This window comes from Acidobacteriota bacterium, assembly GCA_039683095.1.
Lineage (GTDB): Bacteria > Acidobacteriota > Aminicenantia > Aminicenantales > Saccharicenantaceae > RBG-16-66-30.
In genome coordinates, this window is the sequence record JBDKSB010000012.1 from 88,988 (window position 1) to 105,571 (window position 16,584).

The 16,584-nt window shown below is 65.5% G+C and carries 14 protein-coding genes; 7 read left to right on the forward strand and 7 right to left on the reverse strand.

Annotation, left to right across the window (positions count from 1 at the left end):
• Positions 1 to 137: 137 nt before the first annotated feature.
• Both ABFD52_08295 and ABFD52_08300 read left to right on the forward strand, forming a co-directional pair.
• Positions 138 to 512, forward strand: a complete 375-nt coding sequence (locus tag ABFD52_08295) for a hypothetical protein (GenBank protein ID MEN6560757.1) — start codon at positions 138 to 140, stop codon at positions 510 to 512.
• 76 nt (positions 513 to 588) lie between these two features.
• A complete protein-coding gene (locus tag ABFD52_08300; GenBank protein MEN6560758.1) occupies positions 589 to 2,820 on the forward strand; it encodes a glycoside hydrolase domain-containing protein in 2,232 nt (743 codons plus the stop codon).
• A gap of 46 nt (positions 2,821 to 2,866) precedes the next feature.
• Here ABFD52_08300 and ABFD52_08305 read toward each other — a convergent pair whose 3' ends face one another.
• The 5 genes from ABFD52_08305 to ABFD52_08325 all read right to left on the reverse strand — a co-directional run bounded on the left by ABFD52_08305 (position 2,867) and on the right by ABFD52_08325 (position 9,112).
• Positions 2,867 to 3,085, reverse strand: a complete 219-nt coding sequence (locus ABFD52_08305) for a type II toxin-antitoxin system HicB family antitoxin (GenBank protein ID MEN6560759.1) — start codon at positions 3,083 to 3,085, stop codon at positions 2,867 to 2,869.
• Positions 3,086 to 3,239: 154 nt separating this feature from the next.
• The gene (locus ABFD52_08310; protein ID MEN6560760.1) at positions 3,240 to 6,281 is read right to left on the reverse strand and encodes a PHP domain-containing protein; all 3,042 of its coding nucleotides are present in this window, start codon (positions 6,279 to 6,281) and stop codon (positions 3,240 to 3,242) included.
• A 19-nt stretch (positions 6,282 to 6,300) separates the two neighbouring features.
• Complete coding sequence (dinB, locus tag ABFD52_08315) at positions 6,301 to 7,542, reverse strand: DNA polymerase IV (protein ID MEN6560761.1); 1,242 nt, start codon at positions 7,540 to 7,542, stop codon at positions 6,301 to 6,303.
• A gap of 83 nt (positions 7,543 to 7,625) precedes the next feature.
• A complete protein-coding gene (lexA, locus tag ABFD52_08320) occupies positions 7,626 to 8,243 on the reverse strand; it encodes a transcriptional repressor LexA (GenBank protein ID MEN6560762.1) in 618 nt (205 codons plus the stop codon).
• Positions 8,244 to 8,284: 41 nt separating this feature from the next.
• Complete coding sequence (locus ABFD52_08325) at positions 8,285 to 9,112, reverse strand: hypothetical protein (protein MEN6560763.1); 828 nt, start codon at positions 9,110 to 9,112, stop codon at positions 8,285 to 8,287.
• A 115-nt stretch (positions 9,113 to 9,227) separates the two neighbouring features.
• On the opposite strand from ABFD52_08325, the gene ABFD52_08330 reads away from it, so the two are divergent.
• From ABFD52_08330 to ABFD52_08345, 4 genes are all read left to right on the forward strand, one after another.
• Entirely contained in the window at positions 9,228 to 9,503 is a 276-nt protein-coding gene (locus tag ABFD52_08330) for a M23 family metallopeptidase (protein ID MEN6560764.1), read from the forward strand.
• 394 nt (positions 9,504 to 9,897) lie between these two features.
• Entirely contained in the window at positions 9,898 to 10,932 is a 1,035-nt protein-coding gene (locus tag ABFD52_08335) for a S41 family peptidase (protein MEN6560765.1), read from the forward strand.
• A 113-nt stretch (positions 10,933 to 11,045) separates the two neighbouring features.
• The gene (locus tag ABFD52_08340; GenBank protein ID MEN6560766.1) at positions 11,046 to 11,201 is read left to right on the forward strand and encodes a hypothetical protein; all 156 of its coding nucleotides are present in this window, start codon (positions 11,046 to 11,048) and stop codon (positions 11,199 to 11,201) included.
• Positions 11,202 to 11,299: 98 nt separating this feature from the next.
• Positions 11,300 to 11,866 carry a nitroreductase gene (locus tag ABFD52_08345; protein MEN6560767.1) on the forward strand — a complete coding sequence of 189 codons (567 nt, stop codon included), beginning with the start codon at positions 11,300 to 11,302 and terminating at the stop codon, positions 11,864 to 11,866.
• Positions 11,867 to 12,121: 255 nt separating this feature from the next.
• On the opposite strand, the gene ABFD52_08350 is transcribed toward ABFD52_08345, so the two are convergent.
• Entirely contained in the window at positions 12,122 to 13,309 is a 1,188-nt protein-coding gene (locus tag ABFD52_08350; GenBank protein MEN6560768.1) for a transglutaminase domain-containing protein, read from the reverse strand.
• Between the two features lie 332 nt (positions 13,310 to 13,641).
• Here ABFD52_08350 and ABFD52_08355 point away from each other — a divergent pair, with 332 nt between their 5' ends.
• Positions 13,642 to 13,929 carry an RNA-binding protein gene (locus ABFD52_08355; GenBank protein ID MEN6560769.1) on the forward strand — a complete coding sequence of 96 codons (288 nt, stop codon included), beginning with the start codon at positions 13,642 to 13,644 and terminating at the stop codon, positions 13,927 to 13,929.
• A 211-nt stretch (positions 13,930 to 14,140) separates the two neighbouring features.
• On the opposite strand, the gene ABFD52_08360 is transcribed toward ABFD52_08355, so the two are convergent.
• On the reverse strand, positions 14,141 to 16,372 hold the full coding sequence (locus ABFD52_08360) for an NADP-dependent isocitrate dehydrogenase (GenBank protein ID MEN6560770.1): 2,232 nt from the start codon (positions 16,370 to 16,372) through the stop codon (positions 14,141 to 14,143).
• Positions 16,373 to 16,584: the final 212 nt, after the last annotated feature.

The following is a 16,584-nucleotide window of genomic DNA, read 5'->3' on the forward strand; positions in this document are numbered from 1 at the left end:
TGGCATCCAGATTCGTTCCGCCGCGGGCTGGGCCCCTTGACAATCCCCTGCCGCGTTCTCTAATGTGGCCCTGTCGCGCGAAAAAGGGCTTCATGCGCGCCCGATCTCCGCGGCTGCCGACGCCACGGGAGTAGGCTATGCAGATCGTTTCCTTGTCCCCCGAACGCGAATCCGAATTCTGCGTCTGCCTCGCGGATGACGCCGAGCCGCCCCGCCGGATCCGCGGCAAGAAGGCGCCGGGGGCGGAACCGGGAAAGGTGACCGTCACCGCGCTCGTCAACGGCTGGTGCCCGGGGATGAACATGGCCTTCGAGCGGGCCAGGCGCGCCGCGGCGGAATTCGGCGACAGCGTCGAATTCAGGGCGGTCGATGCTTCCGACAGGAACGTTTTCGAGGAATGGGGCGAACCGGACGCCATCTTCGTCGACGGCAAGTCCATCCGCATGGGGCCGCCTCCCGCTAATGAGAAGATGCGGAAAGCCATCGCCCGGCGGGTCAAAAAGCTGGATTGAGGAGGATGTCATGATTCTTCGCGCTCGCATGGGAGCCGTCGCTCTAGCAGGCTTGCTCCTTGGTTTGATCGCTTCCGTGCTCCCAGCCGAGGCGGGCGACGCCGGCTACGGCTACCTCGTCCAGGGAGGCCGGCCGTGCGCCGTCTGGTGGGCCGAAGGCGCTTACAAGGTCATGCGCGACGATCCGGTCCCGGCCGCGATCCAGGGCGTCGTCCGCATCGCCGCGGCCCGGAACGAGTACGAGCCGTTCCTTCTCGTCCTCAGGCCGCCGGTCCGGATGGACGATGTCCGCGTCGCGGCCGGTCCCCTGGCCGGCGATAAGGGCGCGGCCATCGCCGCCGCGGACATCTCCGTCCGCCACGTCGAGTACGTCAAGGTGACGACGCCGACGGACTCGGCCGGAAAGGCGGGCTGGTGGCCGGACCCGCTGCCGCCGTACGGCGGGCCCTTTGCGGCGGCCGGAGGCGAGAACCATCCCCTTTGGATCACGGTCCGCGTCCCCAAGGACGCCGCGCCGGGGCTCTACAAGGGCGAGGTCAGGCTCTCGGCGGGAGGCTGGTCTTGCCGGGTCCCGGTCGAGCTCACGGTCCGGGGCTTCACCCTGCCGGAGAAGCCCTCCGTCCGGTCGTCGTTCGGGCTGCCGACCGGGGACATCAAGGCCTACCACAACCTGGAGACTCGCGAGGAGCTGGAGAAGGTCGTCGATCTCTATTACCAGGACCTGCGCGAGCACCGCGTCGCCCCGACTGATCCTTTCGAGCTCTACCCGATGAAGGTCGCGACGACCGGGCTCTTCTGGAAGGGCGGGGAATTCGTCAGCGAGGGCGTCCATGGCGGCCGCCGGGCCCTCCGGATCACGGACGACACCGTGTCGGAGAACGTCGCCGCCGAGTATGACGCGCCCGTCCCCGTGGCCGGCCGCGCGCCCCTCGAGCTCGCCTTCTGGGCCCGGACGGCCGAAGCCGGCCAGAAATACACGGTCCTCTGCGAGTTCGACACTCCCGAGGGAACGTGGATCGCAGGCGCGAACCTGGTCCGGGTTTTCGACGGGTCGACGGGCTGGAAGGCGGAGACGGTCGCGATCCCGGCCCTCCCCGGCGATGCCGCGACCGTCCGGCTGAGCCTCTTCCCCACTTTCCGCGACGAAGCCGGCACAATGAAAGGGACGGCCTGGTTCGACGACATCGTTCTCCGGAGCGCGGCGAAGACGGCCGCGGCTGATCCCGGAAACCTCCTGGAGGGCGGCGATCTCGAGATGCCGCTCGACGGGATCAGGATCGCGGTCGATTTCGCCGAGTTCGACCGGGGCGCCCGCAGGGGCCTCGACGAGCTCGGTTTCAACGCCTATGACCTCCATCTCGAAGGGCTGGGGAGCGGATCGTTCCACAGCCGCCGGGAAGGGATGTTCTGCGGCTTCCGCCAGGGGACGCCGGAATACGACCGGCTCATCAGCCAATATCTCCGGATCGTCGAGGAGCACCTGGCCGCGAAGGGCTGGCTCGGCCGCGAGTACGTCTACTGGTTCGACGAGCCGGATCCCAAGGACTATCCGTTCGTCCGCAAGGGCATGCTCGACATCCGGCGGAACGCGCCACGCCTGACCCGCTTCATCACCGAGCACCGGCCCGGGCCGGAGATCATGGACGTCTCGGAGATCGGCTGCACCATCTTCCACCGGGTCGATCCCAAGGCCGTGGCCGAGCTGGCGCCGAAGGGACGGGAGTTCTGGTCCTACCTCTGCACCGGCCCCAAGGCGCCCTGGGTGACGCTCTTCATCGACCACCCGGCGGTCAACATGAGGATGTGGCTGTGGATGTCCTACGCCTGGGGGCTCAAGGGCATCCTCGTCTGGCGGGCCGACTATTGGAACAGCCCGACCCTGTTCCCGCCGGGCATCCTCCAGAACCCGTGGCAGGACCCGATGTCCTACACGGTCGGCTACGGCACCCCGTTCGGCCAGGTCAGCCACTGGGGAAACGGCGACGGCCGTTTCCTCTATCCCCCCAACCGCGATCCGGCCTTGGATAAGACCAAGTACCTCTGCGGTCCGGTCGATTCCGTCCGCTGGGAGGTCCTGCGCGAGGGCATCGAGGATTACGAATACTTCGTGCTGCTCGAGAAGGCGGTCGCGGCGGCCAAGGGCAAGCCCGGGCTCAAGGCCGCGGCTGCCGAGGCCGCCAAGCTGCTCGATTTCCCGCCGGCCCTCTTCACCAGCGGCCAGGAGTACACGAAGGACCCGCTCGACCTGCTGCGCTGCCGGGAAAGGGTCGCCGCGGCCATCGAAAGGCTGACAGCGTCAGGGCGATAAAGGATTTATAGCGACGGCCGGGAACGGGACGGGCTGACGGCCGGGCTCAGAGGCTGAGCGTCGTGAACGACGGGTCGGCGTGCTGCGGCGGCGCCTCGTCGTCGCCGAGGCCGTCCTCGACGCAGATCCGGATGGCCTCGCGGAGGTTGCCCAGGGCCAGCTCGTAGGTCTCGCCGCGGGCCCGGCAGTCCGGGAATTCCGGACAGCAGGCGACCCAGCCCTCCGTGTCGCGAATGACGTATGCCGAAAAACGGTAAGCGCTCATCTCGGCCTCCGTGCCGCTCGTCCCCGCTGGTCTTGGCGAGCGTTCATTGTCGTCCGATCCGGTAAAGTGCCGGTTTTGTGCCATTTCCTCACCTCCGCCGACGCCCTGGTCCGGGGCCGGACCCAGTTCCTCGGGAAAGCGGCCCCGCTCCTCATCAGAAGGACCTCAGGAAAGCGCATCTGGTGATCTTGGGGACTCCCTCCCCGTCCTTGCGGACCTCGCCGCGCAAAAAGCAGACGGGCGGCGTCCCATAGGTGACGCAGCCGGTCTCCCCGACGCCCTCTAGCAGGCCCGTCTCGTCCTCGAACATGTAAAAATACTTTGCACCGCCCTGGCTCCCGTAGCCTCCCGGCCCCGGCTCCCCGTCGCCGCCGTGCCGGCCGGTCCCCCATCCATTTCCGCCGGACGCGCCGCAGCCGCTGCCGCCGTTGCCCCCGGGCTGGGGGTGGTAGGTCAGCCGCTGGCGGGCGTCGACGACCCGGACGACAAGCTCGACCATGGCCCCGGCGCAGTCCTTGAGGTCCTTGACCCGGAGGTCCGGCCGCTTGCCCTGATAGAGATCGAGGTCGTCCCCGTCCGGCAGGAAGCCGAGGGACTCGAAGAGCATGCGTCGCTTCTCGTCCGAGGCGATGTCGGCCACCTCCTCCATGTGCTCGAGACCCCGGAAGTAGCGCAGGACCTGGCGCGTCCGCCGCGGCTCGAGCGAGTCGAAGACGCCGGCCTTGATGAGCGTCAGGAGCTCGGCCTTGCCGGGCTTCGTCCGGGCCAGGACGTCCTCGATCGACAGGTACTCGCCGCCCGCCGCCCGCTCGTCGAGGAGGCGCTCGATCGTCTTGAGGCCCAGTCCCTTGATCGAAGCCAGGCCGACGCGGATGGCGCCGTTCTCGACCTCGAAGCCGGCGGCGCTACGGTTGGCGTCGGGCCCGAGGATGCGCAGGCCGTTCCGCTTGGCCTCGGCGACGTACTCCGCGAGCTCGTAGTAGCCGCCGCCGGCGTTGAGCACGGCCGCGAAATAGGCCGCCGGCCGATGGACCTTGAGATAGACGGCCTGGTAGGCCATGGCGGCGTACGAGGCGCTGTGGGCCTTGTTGAAGGAGTAAGAGGAGAACTTCTCCATGGTCTTCCACAGCCGCTCGACGTCAGGCGCGGCGTAGCCGCGCTCGCCGGCCTCGCGGGCGAACTTCGCCCGGAGCGCCGGGTCGCCGCCCCGCCGTTTCTTCAGGCTCCGCCGCAGCAGGTCGCCTTCCTCAGGGGGCAGGCCGGCCACCCGCTCGGCGATCTGCATGACCTGCTCCTCGTATAGAAGGATGCCGCCGGTCTCGGGCAGGATGCGGGCCAGGAAGGCGTCGTCGCCGGGCCAGGGCCCGTTCGGCGGGGACGCGGAGCCCTGGGGAGCACTCCCGGGTCTCGCGGCTCCCCGCCCGCCGCGCCGCCGCAGGAGAGCTTCCTTCATGCCGCTCTCGGTCGGCCCCGGCCGGACCAGGGCCAGGGCCTGGGTGATCTCGTGGATGTCCGCCGGCTTCATGCGCCGCAGCAGGTTCATCATGGCCGGGCTTTCGACCTGGAAACAGCCGACCGTCCGGGCCGCCCGCAGGGCCGCGTACGTCGCCGGGTCGTCCGGCGGCAGGCTCCCCAGCCGGAGCTTCTCCTTCGTCTCCGAGATGGCCGCCAGGCCCCGCACCGAGAGGAGATCGAGCTTGATAAGCCGCAGGTCCTCGACCGCGTCCTTGTCGAAGTGGGTCATGCGCAGGCCCTTGGCCGAGGTTTCGAGGGGCAGGTAGCGCTCGACCGGCCCGGGGGTCAGGATGACGCCGCCGACGTGGAGCGAGATCTCGTGGTAGACGTCCTGGAGCTCCGCGGCCAGCTTCCAGGCCTCGAGCCGGCCCGGGGCCGGGGCGGCCAGCCGCAGGCTCGACGGCTCGGCGAAATACGGCACGCGCTTCGACTGGCTCCGGGCCTCCTCGGGCGGCGCGCCGAAGGCCCGGAGCGTCTCGTAGATGGCCGAGCGGCCCCCGAAATCCTTCAGCGAGCAGACGTAGGCCGCGCCGGTCCGGCCCGCGCCGTAGCGCTCGAGGACGTAGGCCAGGACCTCGTCGCGGCGCCGCGAGTCGAAGTCGATGTCGATATCGGGCGGATCGGGCCGGCCGCGGTTGAGGAAGCGCTCGAAATAGAGGTCGAACTCCAGGGGGTTGACGTGGGAGATGCCGAGGAGCCAGGCCAGGAAGGACGAGGCCCCCGAGCCCCGCAGGTTGTGGAGGATGCCGCGGCGGCGGGCGAACTCGACGATGTCGTGGACGACGAGGAAGTACGGCCCGAAGCCCGACTGCTCGACCGCCGCCAGCTCGCGCCGGGCCCGCTGGCGCTCCTTCCAGGTCAGGCTCGGCGCGGCGGCCAGCCGCTCCGTGACGGCCTGGCGCAGGGTCCGGGAAAAGAGATCGGCCGGCAGGCTGGGGACGACGTTCTCGAAGACGAACGAGCATTTCCCGGTGACCTCGAACGTCCGGGCCAGGGCCTCCTTGGCGGCCTCGCCGAAGCGGCGCGCGGCCAGGGCGTCCTGGTCCGGGCCGAAGAGACTGACCTGGCCCAGGAGCCGGTCGCGTTCCGGCGGGAACGGGACCTTGTCCTCGATGGCGTGGAGAAGGATGAGGCGCTCCGGGCTGGTCAGGTACTTGACCGGGTTGGCCCAGACGACGGGCAGATCGGCGAAAGGCGAAGGGAAATGGGGGACGTGTCCCCCATTTTCCGGTCCCCCGTTCTCCAGGATCCGCTCGAAGTTCCCGAAGTCCGCCCCGATGTACAGATCGCCCGGGGCGAGTTTCTCGCGCAGGTCGGCCAGCATGGCGGCCTCGGCGTCCCCGTTCCCCGCGTCCCCCTCCGGGACGTAGATCGCGATGAGCCCCGACGCGTCGCGGACCTCCCGGCGGTTGAAGATCTCCATGAGGTTCGAGTAGCCCTCGCGCTCCTTGACCATGAAGACGAACCGCCGCCCCCCGATCTCGAGCTCGCAGCCGAAGACGGGCCTGAACCCGGCCGCCGGGGCGATGCGCTTCCACTTGCCCCAGCCGTAGATGTTGCCGATATCGGCAAGGGCCGCGGCCGCGAGCCGCTTGCCGCGGGCCCAGGCGGCCGCCTCCTCGAGCGTGACGCTGCCCTTCCCCCGGCTGTAGACCGAATGAAGGCGGAGCGGCGTGAACATGGCGCGTCCCCCGCTCCTCTCATTTCGTCAGCGACGCCGTCTTGAGGACGTAGCCCCGCCGCGGGTCGAAGGCGTAGACGCCGTCGAGCATCTTCTCCCGGGCCGTCAGCACCGCGCCGAAGCCGTACTTGTCGCGGACCTTGTCGATGGCCCCGCCCAGCCGCTCCGGCCGTTCCGAGTAGGGCTCGAAAAGGGCCAGGGGCCGGACGCGCACCAGGTCCGCGGCCTTGACCCCGACCAGGCGCAGGGCCAGCCGCGAGCCCTCGACGAGCTCGAGGAACAGCTCCTCGGCGACCTTGTAGATCTTGCCCATCTCCTGGAGCGGCGAGAGCATCAGGCGGCGCTTGATCTCGGTCTTGAAGTCGGCGTAGCGGGCCTTGACCTCGATGACGTGGGCGTAGAGCCGGTCCTCGCGCAGGGCCAGTGTCAGCCGGTCGCAAAGGTAGGCCAGGTGGGCCAGGAGCAGGCGGCGGTCCCAGAGGTCCTCGAGGAAGGTCGTCTCGCGCGAGACCGACTTGGGCAGGGTCGGCGCGACCAGGGGCCGGCTGTCGATGCCGCGCGACTGGAGGTAGATGTCGTCGCCGGCCTCGCCGAAGAGCGTGTGCAGGGTCCCCCGCGGCAGCTCCCAGAGCTGGCCGATCGTGTGGACGCTCATCAGCCGCAGGACGACCTGGGCCTTGGGGCCGATGCCGGGCAGGGCCTCGATGCCGAGGTCGCGGAGGTAGTCCCGCTCCTCGCCTTCGCGGATCTCGAAGAAGCCGGCCGGCTTGGCCCGGCGGGTGGCCAGCTTGGCCAGGATCTTGTTCGGCGCCGCCCCGGCCGAGACCGTGACCCCGATCTCGCCCTCGACCCGCCGCTTGAGCTCGCGGGCCGCGTCCACGAACGAGGGGTAGATGTGGCCGCAGCGGGCGAGGTCCAGGTAGGCCTCGTCGAGCGAGGCCTCCTCGACGTCCGGGGTGGCGGCGTGGAGGACGCGGAAGAAGCGCTCGGAGAAGGCTTGGTAGACCTGGTAGTTGCCGCGGAGGAAGACGCCCTCGGGGCAGAGCTTATAGCATTCGCGGAGGGGCATGCCGGAGTGGACGCCGAACTTGCGGGCCTCGTAGGAGCAGGTCGAGGCCACGCCCCGTTCGTGGGCCAGGCCGCCGACGATGACCGGCTTGCCCGCGAGCGAGGGGTCGAGCAGGACCTCGACGGAGGCGAAAAAGGCGTCGATGTCGACGTGGACGATGTAGCGCCGCGGCCGTTCTTTCGACAAAGACACCTCTGCTTCCCTTTCTCGCACGGTCCGATTCCCTTTTTCTCCCCTTCCGCGAAGGGGAGCGTGATCTCGGGGGTCTCCCCCGTTCAGTACTTTCTCATGACGCCGATGACCCGGCCCAGGATCCTGGCCGAGGGCGCCTCGATCGGCTGGAAGGCCGGGTTCTCCGGGACGAGGAAGACCCGGCCGTCGGCCCGGCGCAGGCGTTTGAGCGTGACCGAGCCGTCGTCGAGCATGGCCACGACCATCTCGCCCGAGTTGGCCATGTTGGTCCGCTCGAGCAGGACGTGGTCGCCGTCGTCGATGTAGGCGTCGATCATGCTCTTGCCGTCGACCCGGATGCAGAAGACGTTGCCCCGGCGGCGGCCGACCATCCAGCCCGGCACGTCCATGGCCTCGCCGGTCGTGTCGAACGACTCGCGCGGCCCGCCGGCGGGGACGAGCCCGGCCACCGGCACCCGGACCTGGCTCTCGACCAGGGCCGGGAGGCCCTTCACCCGGATCTCGCCGTCCTCGCGGCTGATGTAGCCCTTGCGCTCCAGGCTCTGGAGGTGCTTGAGGACGGCCGAGGGGCTGGGGATCTTCAGGGCCGCCCCCAGCTGGCGGATGGTCGGGGCGTAGCCGTGCCCGAGGACGAACTCCTCGACGGCCTCGAGGACCTTGGCCTGCCGGACGGTCAGCTCGCGTCTCAGCGTGTTTACCATTTTGTTCACCTTTTAAAAAATAAGCCTGCCGCGGGCGTTTGTCAAGAGGAAATCGAACGAAAGGGAAAGAATGCCCCGGGATCAGTCAAGCGTCCATTGTAGCGAAAAGGCCAGGACCTCAGGGAAGCCGCTGGGCTTCTCCCGGACGCAATAGAGGCGGTCGTTCTTGATAATGACGTCCCGCAGGGGTGGCCCGAGCTGGAGCCTCTGATAGCCCAGGGCTGTTCTGAGGACGCGAACGCCGCCCGGCGAGAACATGTCGCAGACGCCGGCGCCTGTCGCCTGGTTTTGCCCGTATCCGACGGCACAGAGCCGGTCATGATCGTCTGCCAGGAGGGCCAGGAACGGCGGGAATGTTCTTGGGAAGGCGAGGTTCCTCCAGAACGGGTGGTCCGGGGGGAGCGAATGGAGGCCTCACGGAATCCGTGAGGGACGTCGATCGCCGGATAGTCCGCCAGGATCTTGCGGATCAGGCGGCCGCTCAAGTCATAGACTTCGATCTCGCGACTCGAGGCCATGGACGTCAAGAAAAAGGAGGTTCGCGAAACCGCGACCAGGGGAAAATCGATGAAGGGGGTCTTGAGCTCGTCCTCGGCCGGAACGGGATACGCCTTCAGCTCTCGCCGCCTGGAAAAATCCGGACCGAACAGGCCGACGCCGTATGAGGAAAATTCGAGAGTCTCCGGTTTCACCCGCACATAGGCAATGACATAATCCCCGTTGGCGAGCGGCAGGAAGCCGTGCGGAAAGGGAAAAAGGAGGTCCGGCAGGGCGACCGCGCGAACCACCGTCCCCTCCGCATTGAAGAACAGGACCTTCCGGCCGCCCAGGCTGACCACAGGGATCTCTCCCCCGGCATTCAGCCGCATGAACCGGGGATTCTGCACCTCTCCGGGCCCCTGGCCGATAGGGCAAAATGAGCGCACGGACCGGCCGCGGTCGTCGAACACGAAAACGGTATTCCCCGGCGTCGCGCCGCGCCGGGTGGTGTTCGCCGGCCCGCTGGGCATCCACGGCCTGACGGTCGTCGTGGATCATGGCCTGGGGTTGTTCAGTATGTATTGTCATTTGAGCCGGATCGATGTCGCGTTGTCCCAGGGCGTGACGCGGGGCGAAACGCTCGGGCTTTCGGGGTCCACGGGCCTGGCCGGCGGCGACCATCTCCATTTCGCCATGCTCGTCCACGGGACGTTCGTCAATCCCGTGGAATGGTGGGATGCCCACTGGATCCGCGACAACGTCGAGCTCAAGACGAGATGATGCGGCCATGACCGAACCGGGACCCGTCGGCGTCTTTGATTCGTGATCTGGCGGCCTGAACGTTTTCCGGGAAATCACGGCCTTGACTTCTCCGCCGGCTATCGGCTACATTCCGGCCATCGCTAATCCCCGCCACAGGAGAGCAGAGAGCCCTGGACATCAAGGATGTCATCGACATCCGCTTATCCATCCGGGCTGAGCGGAGAAAGGAAGACGATCTCGTCGAAACGCCGCGTGATCTGGTTCACGAGGCGATGCTGTTCGGCCACGTCAACGACGGCGTCGCCGGCGTCGATGCCGGCTCTCAGATCACCTGCCTGGGCCAGGGCGCCGAGAGGATGAGGCCGCAGGTTGCATGAAGGCTAGCCAAAGAAACGGAGTGAGGGTTACTAAAATGAATAAGAACCTCTGCTTGGCTATTTTCGGGATCCTGATAAGTGCTTCCATTTATGATGCCGCCATAGCACAAGAGATCAGCAGCCAGGAAATAAACTTTGAATATTTATGGAACACATTCGATAAAAAGTATGCTCTATTTGTCCCCAAGAGAGTTGACTGGGATGCGTTGTACAGGATTTATCGGCCAAAGATATCCTCTCAGACTTCAGAAACTGAACTCTTTGACATTATGGCCGCCTTGCTTAGCCACTTGAATGACAATCACGTCCGGTTAGAGTCTCCAAATCGTTCTTTCCGGTCGGGCGTTTTGGGTGCGATGCCACCGATGGATGATTTCTTTCCTCTCATCAAAACCAAATATCTTCATGGGTACAAAGATCGTGCTGCTGGCATGTTTTCCGGTTGGTTAACAGATTCCATCGGTTATTTTCATATCCAGTATTTTGAGAACGTGGAACAGAGCTCCGATGTCATCGACCAAATTCTTTATGAGTTTAAGGATGCAAAAGGAATTGTTATCGATGTTCGCGAAAACTACGGAGGCGACGACGAGGTCGGCAAGACAATCGCCGATCGTTTCGCCGACAAAAAGCGTTTGTATATGCTGAAGCGTTGCAAGAATGGCAATGGGCATAATGACTTTGGCCCGCCTCAAAAATGGTATGTGGAACCGGAAGGACCTATTCAATACACCAAGCCTGTGATCCTTCTCATCAATCGTTTCTCTGTCAGTGAAGCCGAGGTTTTCACTTTGGCCATGCGCGCATTGCCTCAGGTTACGGTTATTGGGGATGCGACTTCAGGTGTTTTTGCTGATGTTGATAAGGATATTCTTCCTAACGGCTGGACATTTAGGTGTCCATATAACCTTATTGAAGACGCCGCGGGCTTTTGTTGGGAAGGAATAGGGATTCCGGCAGATCTTCATCAAACGATTTCACAAGAAGATATTGCCGGCGGACATGAGAGGGTTCTTGACCTGGCAATAGCATTTTTAAACGCAAATAAACGCGCCGCGATTCGAAAATAATGACATTGCAGCCGATGCTGCGGGAACATCACGGATATGTCCGATCCTACGACGCGGTACGGCGGCATGTCCGGACGCGCTTTCCGGAGTTTTGCCGGAAGGGGGCTCAGCAGATGACCCCGGTGGCCGGCGCGATCGCGCGTCGGGCCCAGCCGTTGCCGATCGCTCCGAAGCTCAAGTTCCTCTTCGTGGCGCCGCCCGCGGTGGCCGGCTCGTTCGGGCTCGCTTGGCTGCTCACCCATGTCCCCGGGATCAAACGCGTCCTCTGATCCTCGGGCCGCAACGAAACCGACATCTTGACTTCTCCGCCGGCTATCGGCTACATTCCGACTGTTCGCCAATCCCCGCCACAGGAGACGAGAAGACCATGGACATCAAGGACGTCATCTACACCCGCCGATCCATCCGGGCCTATGAGAGCAAGCCCGTCGACCGCGGCCTGATCCAGCAGGTGATCGAGGCCGCCGTGCAGGCGCCGTGCGGCATGGGCATCGAGCCCTGGAAGTTCGCCGTCATCCAGGACCGCGGGATCCTGGCCGACCTGTCCGGCCGGACGAAAGCCCACATGCTCGGCCTGATCGACCAGGTGCCGCCGCTCGCGAGGTACCGGGAGACGTTCGAGAGCCCTGAGTTCAACGTCCTCTACGGCGCGCCCGTGCTGGTCCTCATCTGCCGTTCGACGCAGAATCCAAGCCCGACGGCCGACATCGACTGCGCCCTGGCCGCCGAGAACCTGATGCTCGCGGCCCGCAGCCTCGGTCTCGGCACGTGCTGGATGGGCTTCGTGGGAACATACCTCAAGACCGACGAGGCCAAGAAGCGTTTCGGCATCCCGGAGGACCACCAGGTCGTGGCGGCGATCGCCGCCGGCTATCCGGCCGTCGAGTTCACGACCAAGGCCAGGAATCCCCCGGCGATGATCTTCTGGAAATAGCCGCCGATGGCACGGACCGGTGCCAAGACCGGTGTTGACATCTATCCGCGTCCGGACGGGAAACGCCGAATGCGGCCCGGAATTGTGCCCGGCCCTCGAAAAGGCGCAATCCGTCTGGGACGGCGTTCCGAAAATCGCCGAGACCCTGTCGCGCGCCGACTTCGAAGCCTACGCTCAGCCCTACTGCGGCCGCCGCCTCCGCCTCGCGGCGAAGCAAGCCGCCCGACCCTGACCGGAGATTCCGGGGCCGGCCGCTTATTCGGTCAGGGCGCCGGAATATTTCAAGACCCTTCGATTCGGAGGGGCGTAGAAGGTTCCGGGATTGGACGTATAAACGGCGCCTTCAAAAACCCCTTCGTTGCCGCCGGCGAATTTATGGGGCTCGGCCGCGCCCTTGGGGACCAGGACAAGCTGTCGCTTGAAGTCGCGGCGGTAGGAACGCTGGTCGTCGCCGATCTTGAAGTAAAAAGCGTTCCGCAGGATGAACGGCTTCCATTCGGCGCAGACGGCCGTTTCCGGAACGCATCGGACGGGCTTGTCGGCGGCGAAGGCCGCCTGCAGCTCGAGGCCGCTGAGAGGGACGCCGTCGAGCTCTCCGATCGTTCCGTATTGGGCGTCGGCCAGGACCCATTTATGGAATTGCTCCAGCCAGACCTCGACGGCGGAATGGGCCTCGCTCCGTGTTTCCACGTCCCGGGGGAGCAGGTTGAGCACCCGCGCGGGCATCCCGTAGGCCTTGGCGACTCCGGCCAGGACGACGGCGTAGTCCCGGCAGATGAAACGGCCGCCTGCCTTGGCCTCCCGGAGGATCGTCAGCGGGTCGGTTTTCGAGGCTGTCTGGTCCGAGCTGTGTTCCCACCGCGTGCTGACCCATGCCGTCAGGCGGCGCAGTCTCTCGTAATCGTCCTTGGAACCGGCGATGACCGCGTCGATCGAGAATTCCTTCCGCATCGCCGCGAATTCCGGGGTCTCCGGACCGTCGAACGTCAGATCGAACGGCGGTGGCGTCTGAGTTTCGTCCCAGGCCAGCGGACGGGGGCCGAATCGGGATTTCAGGTCGGCGAGGAAGGCCTTGAATTCCGGATCCGCGCGCAGGGAATCCAGATCGGAATCCGCGGCATACTTATCGTAATCCGTGTATCCGGCTCCGACGGCCTCGCGGGCGGCCGCGATGGCGCGCGATTTCTCACCGGAGAGCGCAAGGACGCAGGCTTTATTGTAAAGGATGCCGGCCTTGATCAGAGGGTCCCCGGCGCTCGCCGCGAGACCCATCTGACGTTCCAGGACGTTAAGGGCCCCGCTCCAGTTCCCCGCTTTGACGCATCGGGCCAGCTCTTCGTTCGTGGACCGGAACTGGTCCTCCAGGGACGCCTGCCCGGCGGCGGCCAGGCAGAGGCAGGCGGACATCAGGCCAACTGCGATCATTTTTTCGACGAGGCGCATGGGACCTCCTCTAAGGGTACTCCTTTATGAACGAAGAACAGCCATAAAAGGTTGTCGAAGGAAAGCCGCGAGATATTATCAAATCTATTTATATCATTGTAATCAGCAAGTTGCGGCTCCTGGCCCGGCCAAGCCGGGCTAAGCCCCCGAAACTGTGGTATAATGGTGCTGTTCATTAGCAAAGGGAAACCTCAGCTATCAACACCTGAATGACTAAAGGAAGGGGCCAGAGGCCCTGATCGGTTTCGTACTCCTCTCCTTTACGGCGTTCAAACATCTTTAAGAACCGGGAAGGCTCGGGAGAGTCTTTCCATCGTCGAAAGGAGACGAGAATGAACATCTATGTGGGTAACCTATCCACCACCGTCAACGAGAACGACCTGAGGGAAGTCTTCCAGGCGTTCGGCGCGGTCTCGACGGCCGCCGTCATCAAGGACAAGTTCAGCGGGGAATCCCGCGGCTTCGGCTTCGTCGAGATGCCGAACAAGGACGAGGCCGATAAGGCCATCTCCATGGTCAACGGCAAGGACCTGAAGGGCCGCGCGGCCAAGGTCAACGAGGCCAAGCCCCGGACGAGCTCGACGCGGTCCGGCGGCGGTTTCGGCGCCCGGCGGTACTAAGACCCCCGGAGAGTCCGGGGTCGCAAACATACGACTCCACAAAGGGAGCGGCCATCCGGCCGCTCCCTTTTTTTATTCTTCTCCCGATTTAGGGATATTTTCGAGCCGGGAAAATGGGGACGTTTCCATTTTTTCCGGATCGGGGTTTTGGGAAAAACAGAAACGTCCCCATTATCCCCCGACGGCAGACGTCCGGCGAAAACGCCGTGTCTTAGAGCGCGTCGATGATCGCGTTCAACGCCGCGCACGGCCGCATGGCCGCCGCGAGCTTTTCTTGGTCCGGGTGGTAGTAGCCGCCCATGTCGACAGGCTTGCCCTGGACCGCGATCAGGCCGGCGTCGATCTCGGCCGCCTTCTCTCCCAGGGCCCTGGCCACCGGCGCGAACCGGGCCCTGAGCTCCTGGTCCTTGTCCTGGGCGGCCAGGGCCTCGGCCCAGTAGAGGGCCAGGTAGAAGTGGCTGCCCCGGTTGTCGATCTGGCCGACCTTGCGGGCCGGCGACTTGCCGTTGTCCAGGAACTTGCCGATGGCCGCGTCGAGGGCCTCGGCCAGGACCTTGGCCTTGTCGTTCTTGAACGCGCCGGCCAGGTACTCGAGCGAGGCGGCAAAGGCCGAGAACTCCCCGAGCGAGTCCCAGCGCAGGTAATTCTCCTTCTTGAACTGCTGGACGTGCTTCGGCGCCGAGCCGCCAGCGCCCGTCTCGAAAAGCCCGCCGCTGGCCAGCAGGGGCACGATCGACAGCATGTAGGCGCTGGCGCCGATCTCGAGGATCGGGAAGAGATCGGTCAGGTAGTCGCGCAGGACGTTCCCGGTGACCGAGATGGTGTCCTGGCCCTTGCGGATGCGCTCGAGGGAGTACTTCATGGCCTCGACAGGCGGCATGATCTTGATCGTCAGCCCCGTCGTATCGTGGCCCTTGAGATACTCCTCGACCTTGGCGATGACCTGGACGTCGTGGGCCCGGCCGCGGTCCAGCCAGAAGACCGCCGGGGCGCCGGTCGCCCTGGCCCTTTTGACCGCCAGCCCGACCCAGTCCCGGATCGGGATGTCCTTGGCCCGGGACAGGCGCCAGACGTCGCCGGCTTCGACCGCGTGCTCCATGAGGACCCGGCCGCCGGCGGCGACCACCCGGACCGTGCCGTCGAAGGGGATCTCGAAGGTCGTCGGGTGGGAGCCGTATTCCTCGGCCTGTTGCGCCATCAGCCCGACGTTCGGGACGCTGCCCATGGAGGCCCGGTCGAAAGCGCCGTGCTGCCGGCAGTCCTCGATGATCGTCTTGTAGATCGTCGAGTAGCAGCGGTCCGGGATCATGGCCTTGGTCTCATGGAGCTTCCCGTCCGGGCCCCACATCCGCCCCGACTCGCGGACGACGACCGGCATGGAGGCGTCGACGATGACGTCGCTCGGGACGTGCAGGTTGGTGATCCCGTGGTCGGAATCGACCATGGCCAGCGGGGGCCGCGCGGCATAGACGGCCTTGATGTCGGCCTCGATCTCGGCCTGCTTGGCCTCGGGCAGGGCCTTGATCTTGGCGTAGAGGTCGCCGAGGCCGTTGTTGGGATTGAAGCCGCACTCCCTGAGCGCAGCGGCGTGCTTGGTCAGGGCCGGCTCGAAGAAGACCGAAACGGCGTGGCCGAAGAGGATGGGATCGGAAACCTTCATCATGGTCGCCTTGAGGTGGAGCGACAGCAGCAGGCCCCCGGCCCTGGCGTCCTCGATCTGGGAGGCGTAGAAGGCCCGCAGGGCTTTCTTGCTCATGAAGGTCCCGGACAGGATCTCGCCGTCGAGCGCGGTCAGTTCGTCCTTGAGGACCTTGACCCCGCCGTCACGGCCCTGGATCTCGATCCGGAAACCGACGCCCTGGCCCACGGTCACGGACTTCTCGTTGCCGTAGAAGTCGCCGCCGGTCATGTGGGCGACGTGGGCCTTGGACTCCTGGGTCCAGGGGCCGAGGGGGAGCATCTTCGCGGGGTTCTTCTGGGCATACTTTTTGACCGAAACGGGGGCCCTCCGGTCGGAGTTCCCCTGGCGCAGGACCGGGTTGACGGCGCTGCCCAGGACCTTGGCGTAGCGGGCCTGGATCTCCTTCTCAGCCTCGGTCTTGGGGATCTCGGGATAGTCGGGAACCTTGTAGCCCTGCGACTGGAGCTCGGCGACGGCCTCCAGCAACTGGGGCAGCGAAGCGCTGATGTTCGGCAGCTTGATGATGTTGGCCTCGGGCTTCAGGGCCAGCTCGCCCAGGAAGGCCAGGTTGTCGGGCAGGCGCTGGGCCTCGGTCAGGCAGTCGGGGAAGTTGGCGATGATGCGGCCGGCGAGCGAGATGTCGCTCTTTTCGACCTCGATCCCCGTCCCCTTGGTGAATCCCCGGATGATCGGAAAAAGCGAATAGGTGGCCAGGTACGGCGCTTCGTCGGTTTCCGTCCAGTAGATCTTGCGGGCGGTCATGGCTCCTCCTTGGATTCGGGCGAATCTCTGCTTTCCCAGCCGGGCGATACGGCCTGATGCGCGACGTCCGCAGGGACGGCGTCAAGGCCCGTCGCCTGGAGGGGAGGGTAAGGTAACCGAAATGGACCTGGGGTGTCAACGTGCGGCCATCCTCTTTTTCAGGACGCCTTCCTGTGGCGCTGAATGCATCCTGCCCTTGGACGGGCATGCGC

Excerpts from the sequence above, each read along its gene's own strand:
- ABFD52_08295 (MEN6560757.1), top strand. The coding sequence starts at position 138 with ATGCAGATCGTTTCCTTGTCCCCCGAACGCGAATCCGAATTCTGCGTC.
- ABFD52_08305 (MEN6560759.1), bottom strand. The coding sequence starts at position 3,085 with ATGAGCGCTTACCGTTTTTCGGCATACGTCATTCGCGACACGGAGGGC.
- ABFD52_08310 (MEN6560760.1), bottom strand. The coding sequence starts at position 6,281 with ATGTTCACGCCGCTCCGCCTTCATTCGGTCTACAGCCGGGGGAAGGGC.
- lexA (MEN6560762.1), bottom strand. The coding sequence starts at position 8,243 with ATGGTAAACACGCTGAGACGCGAGCTGACCGTCCGGCAGGCCAAGGTC.
- ABFD52_08325 (MEN6560763.1), bottom strand. The coding sequence starts at position 9,112 with ATGCGGCTGAATGCCGGGGGAGAGATCCCTGTGGTCAGCCTGGGCGGC.
- ABFD52_08335 (MEN6560765.1), top strand. The coding sequence starts at position 9,898 with ATGAATAAGAACCTCTGCTTGGCTATTTTCGGGATCCTGATAAGTGCT.
- ABFD52_08340 (MEN6560766.1), top strand. The coding sequence starts at position 11,046 with ATGACCCCGGTGGCCGGCGCGATCGCGCGTCGGGCCCAGCCGTTGCCG.
- ABFD52_08345 (MEN6560767.1), top strand. The coding sequence starts at position 11,300 with ATGGACATCAAGGACGTCATCTACACCCGCCGATCCATCCGGGCCTAT.
- ABFD52_08350 (MEN6560768.1), bottom strand. The coding sequence starts at position 13,309 with ATGCGCCTCGTCGAAAAAATGATCGCAGTTGGCCTGATGTCCGCCTGC.
- ABFD52_08355 (MEN6560769.1), top strand. The coding sequence starts at position 13,642 with ATGAACATCTATGTGGGTAACCTATCCACCACCGTCAACGAGAACGAC.
- ABFD52_08360 (MEN6560770.1), bottom strand. The coding sequence starts at position 16,372 with ATGACCGCCCGCAAGATCTACTGGACGGAAACCGACGAAGCGCCGTAC.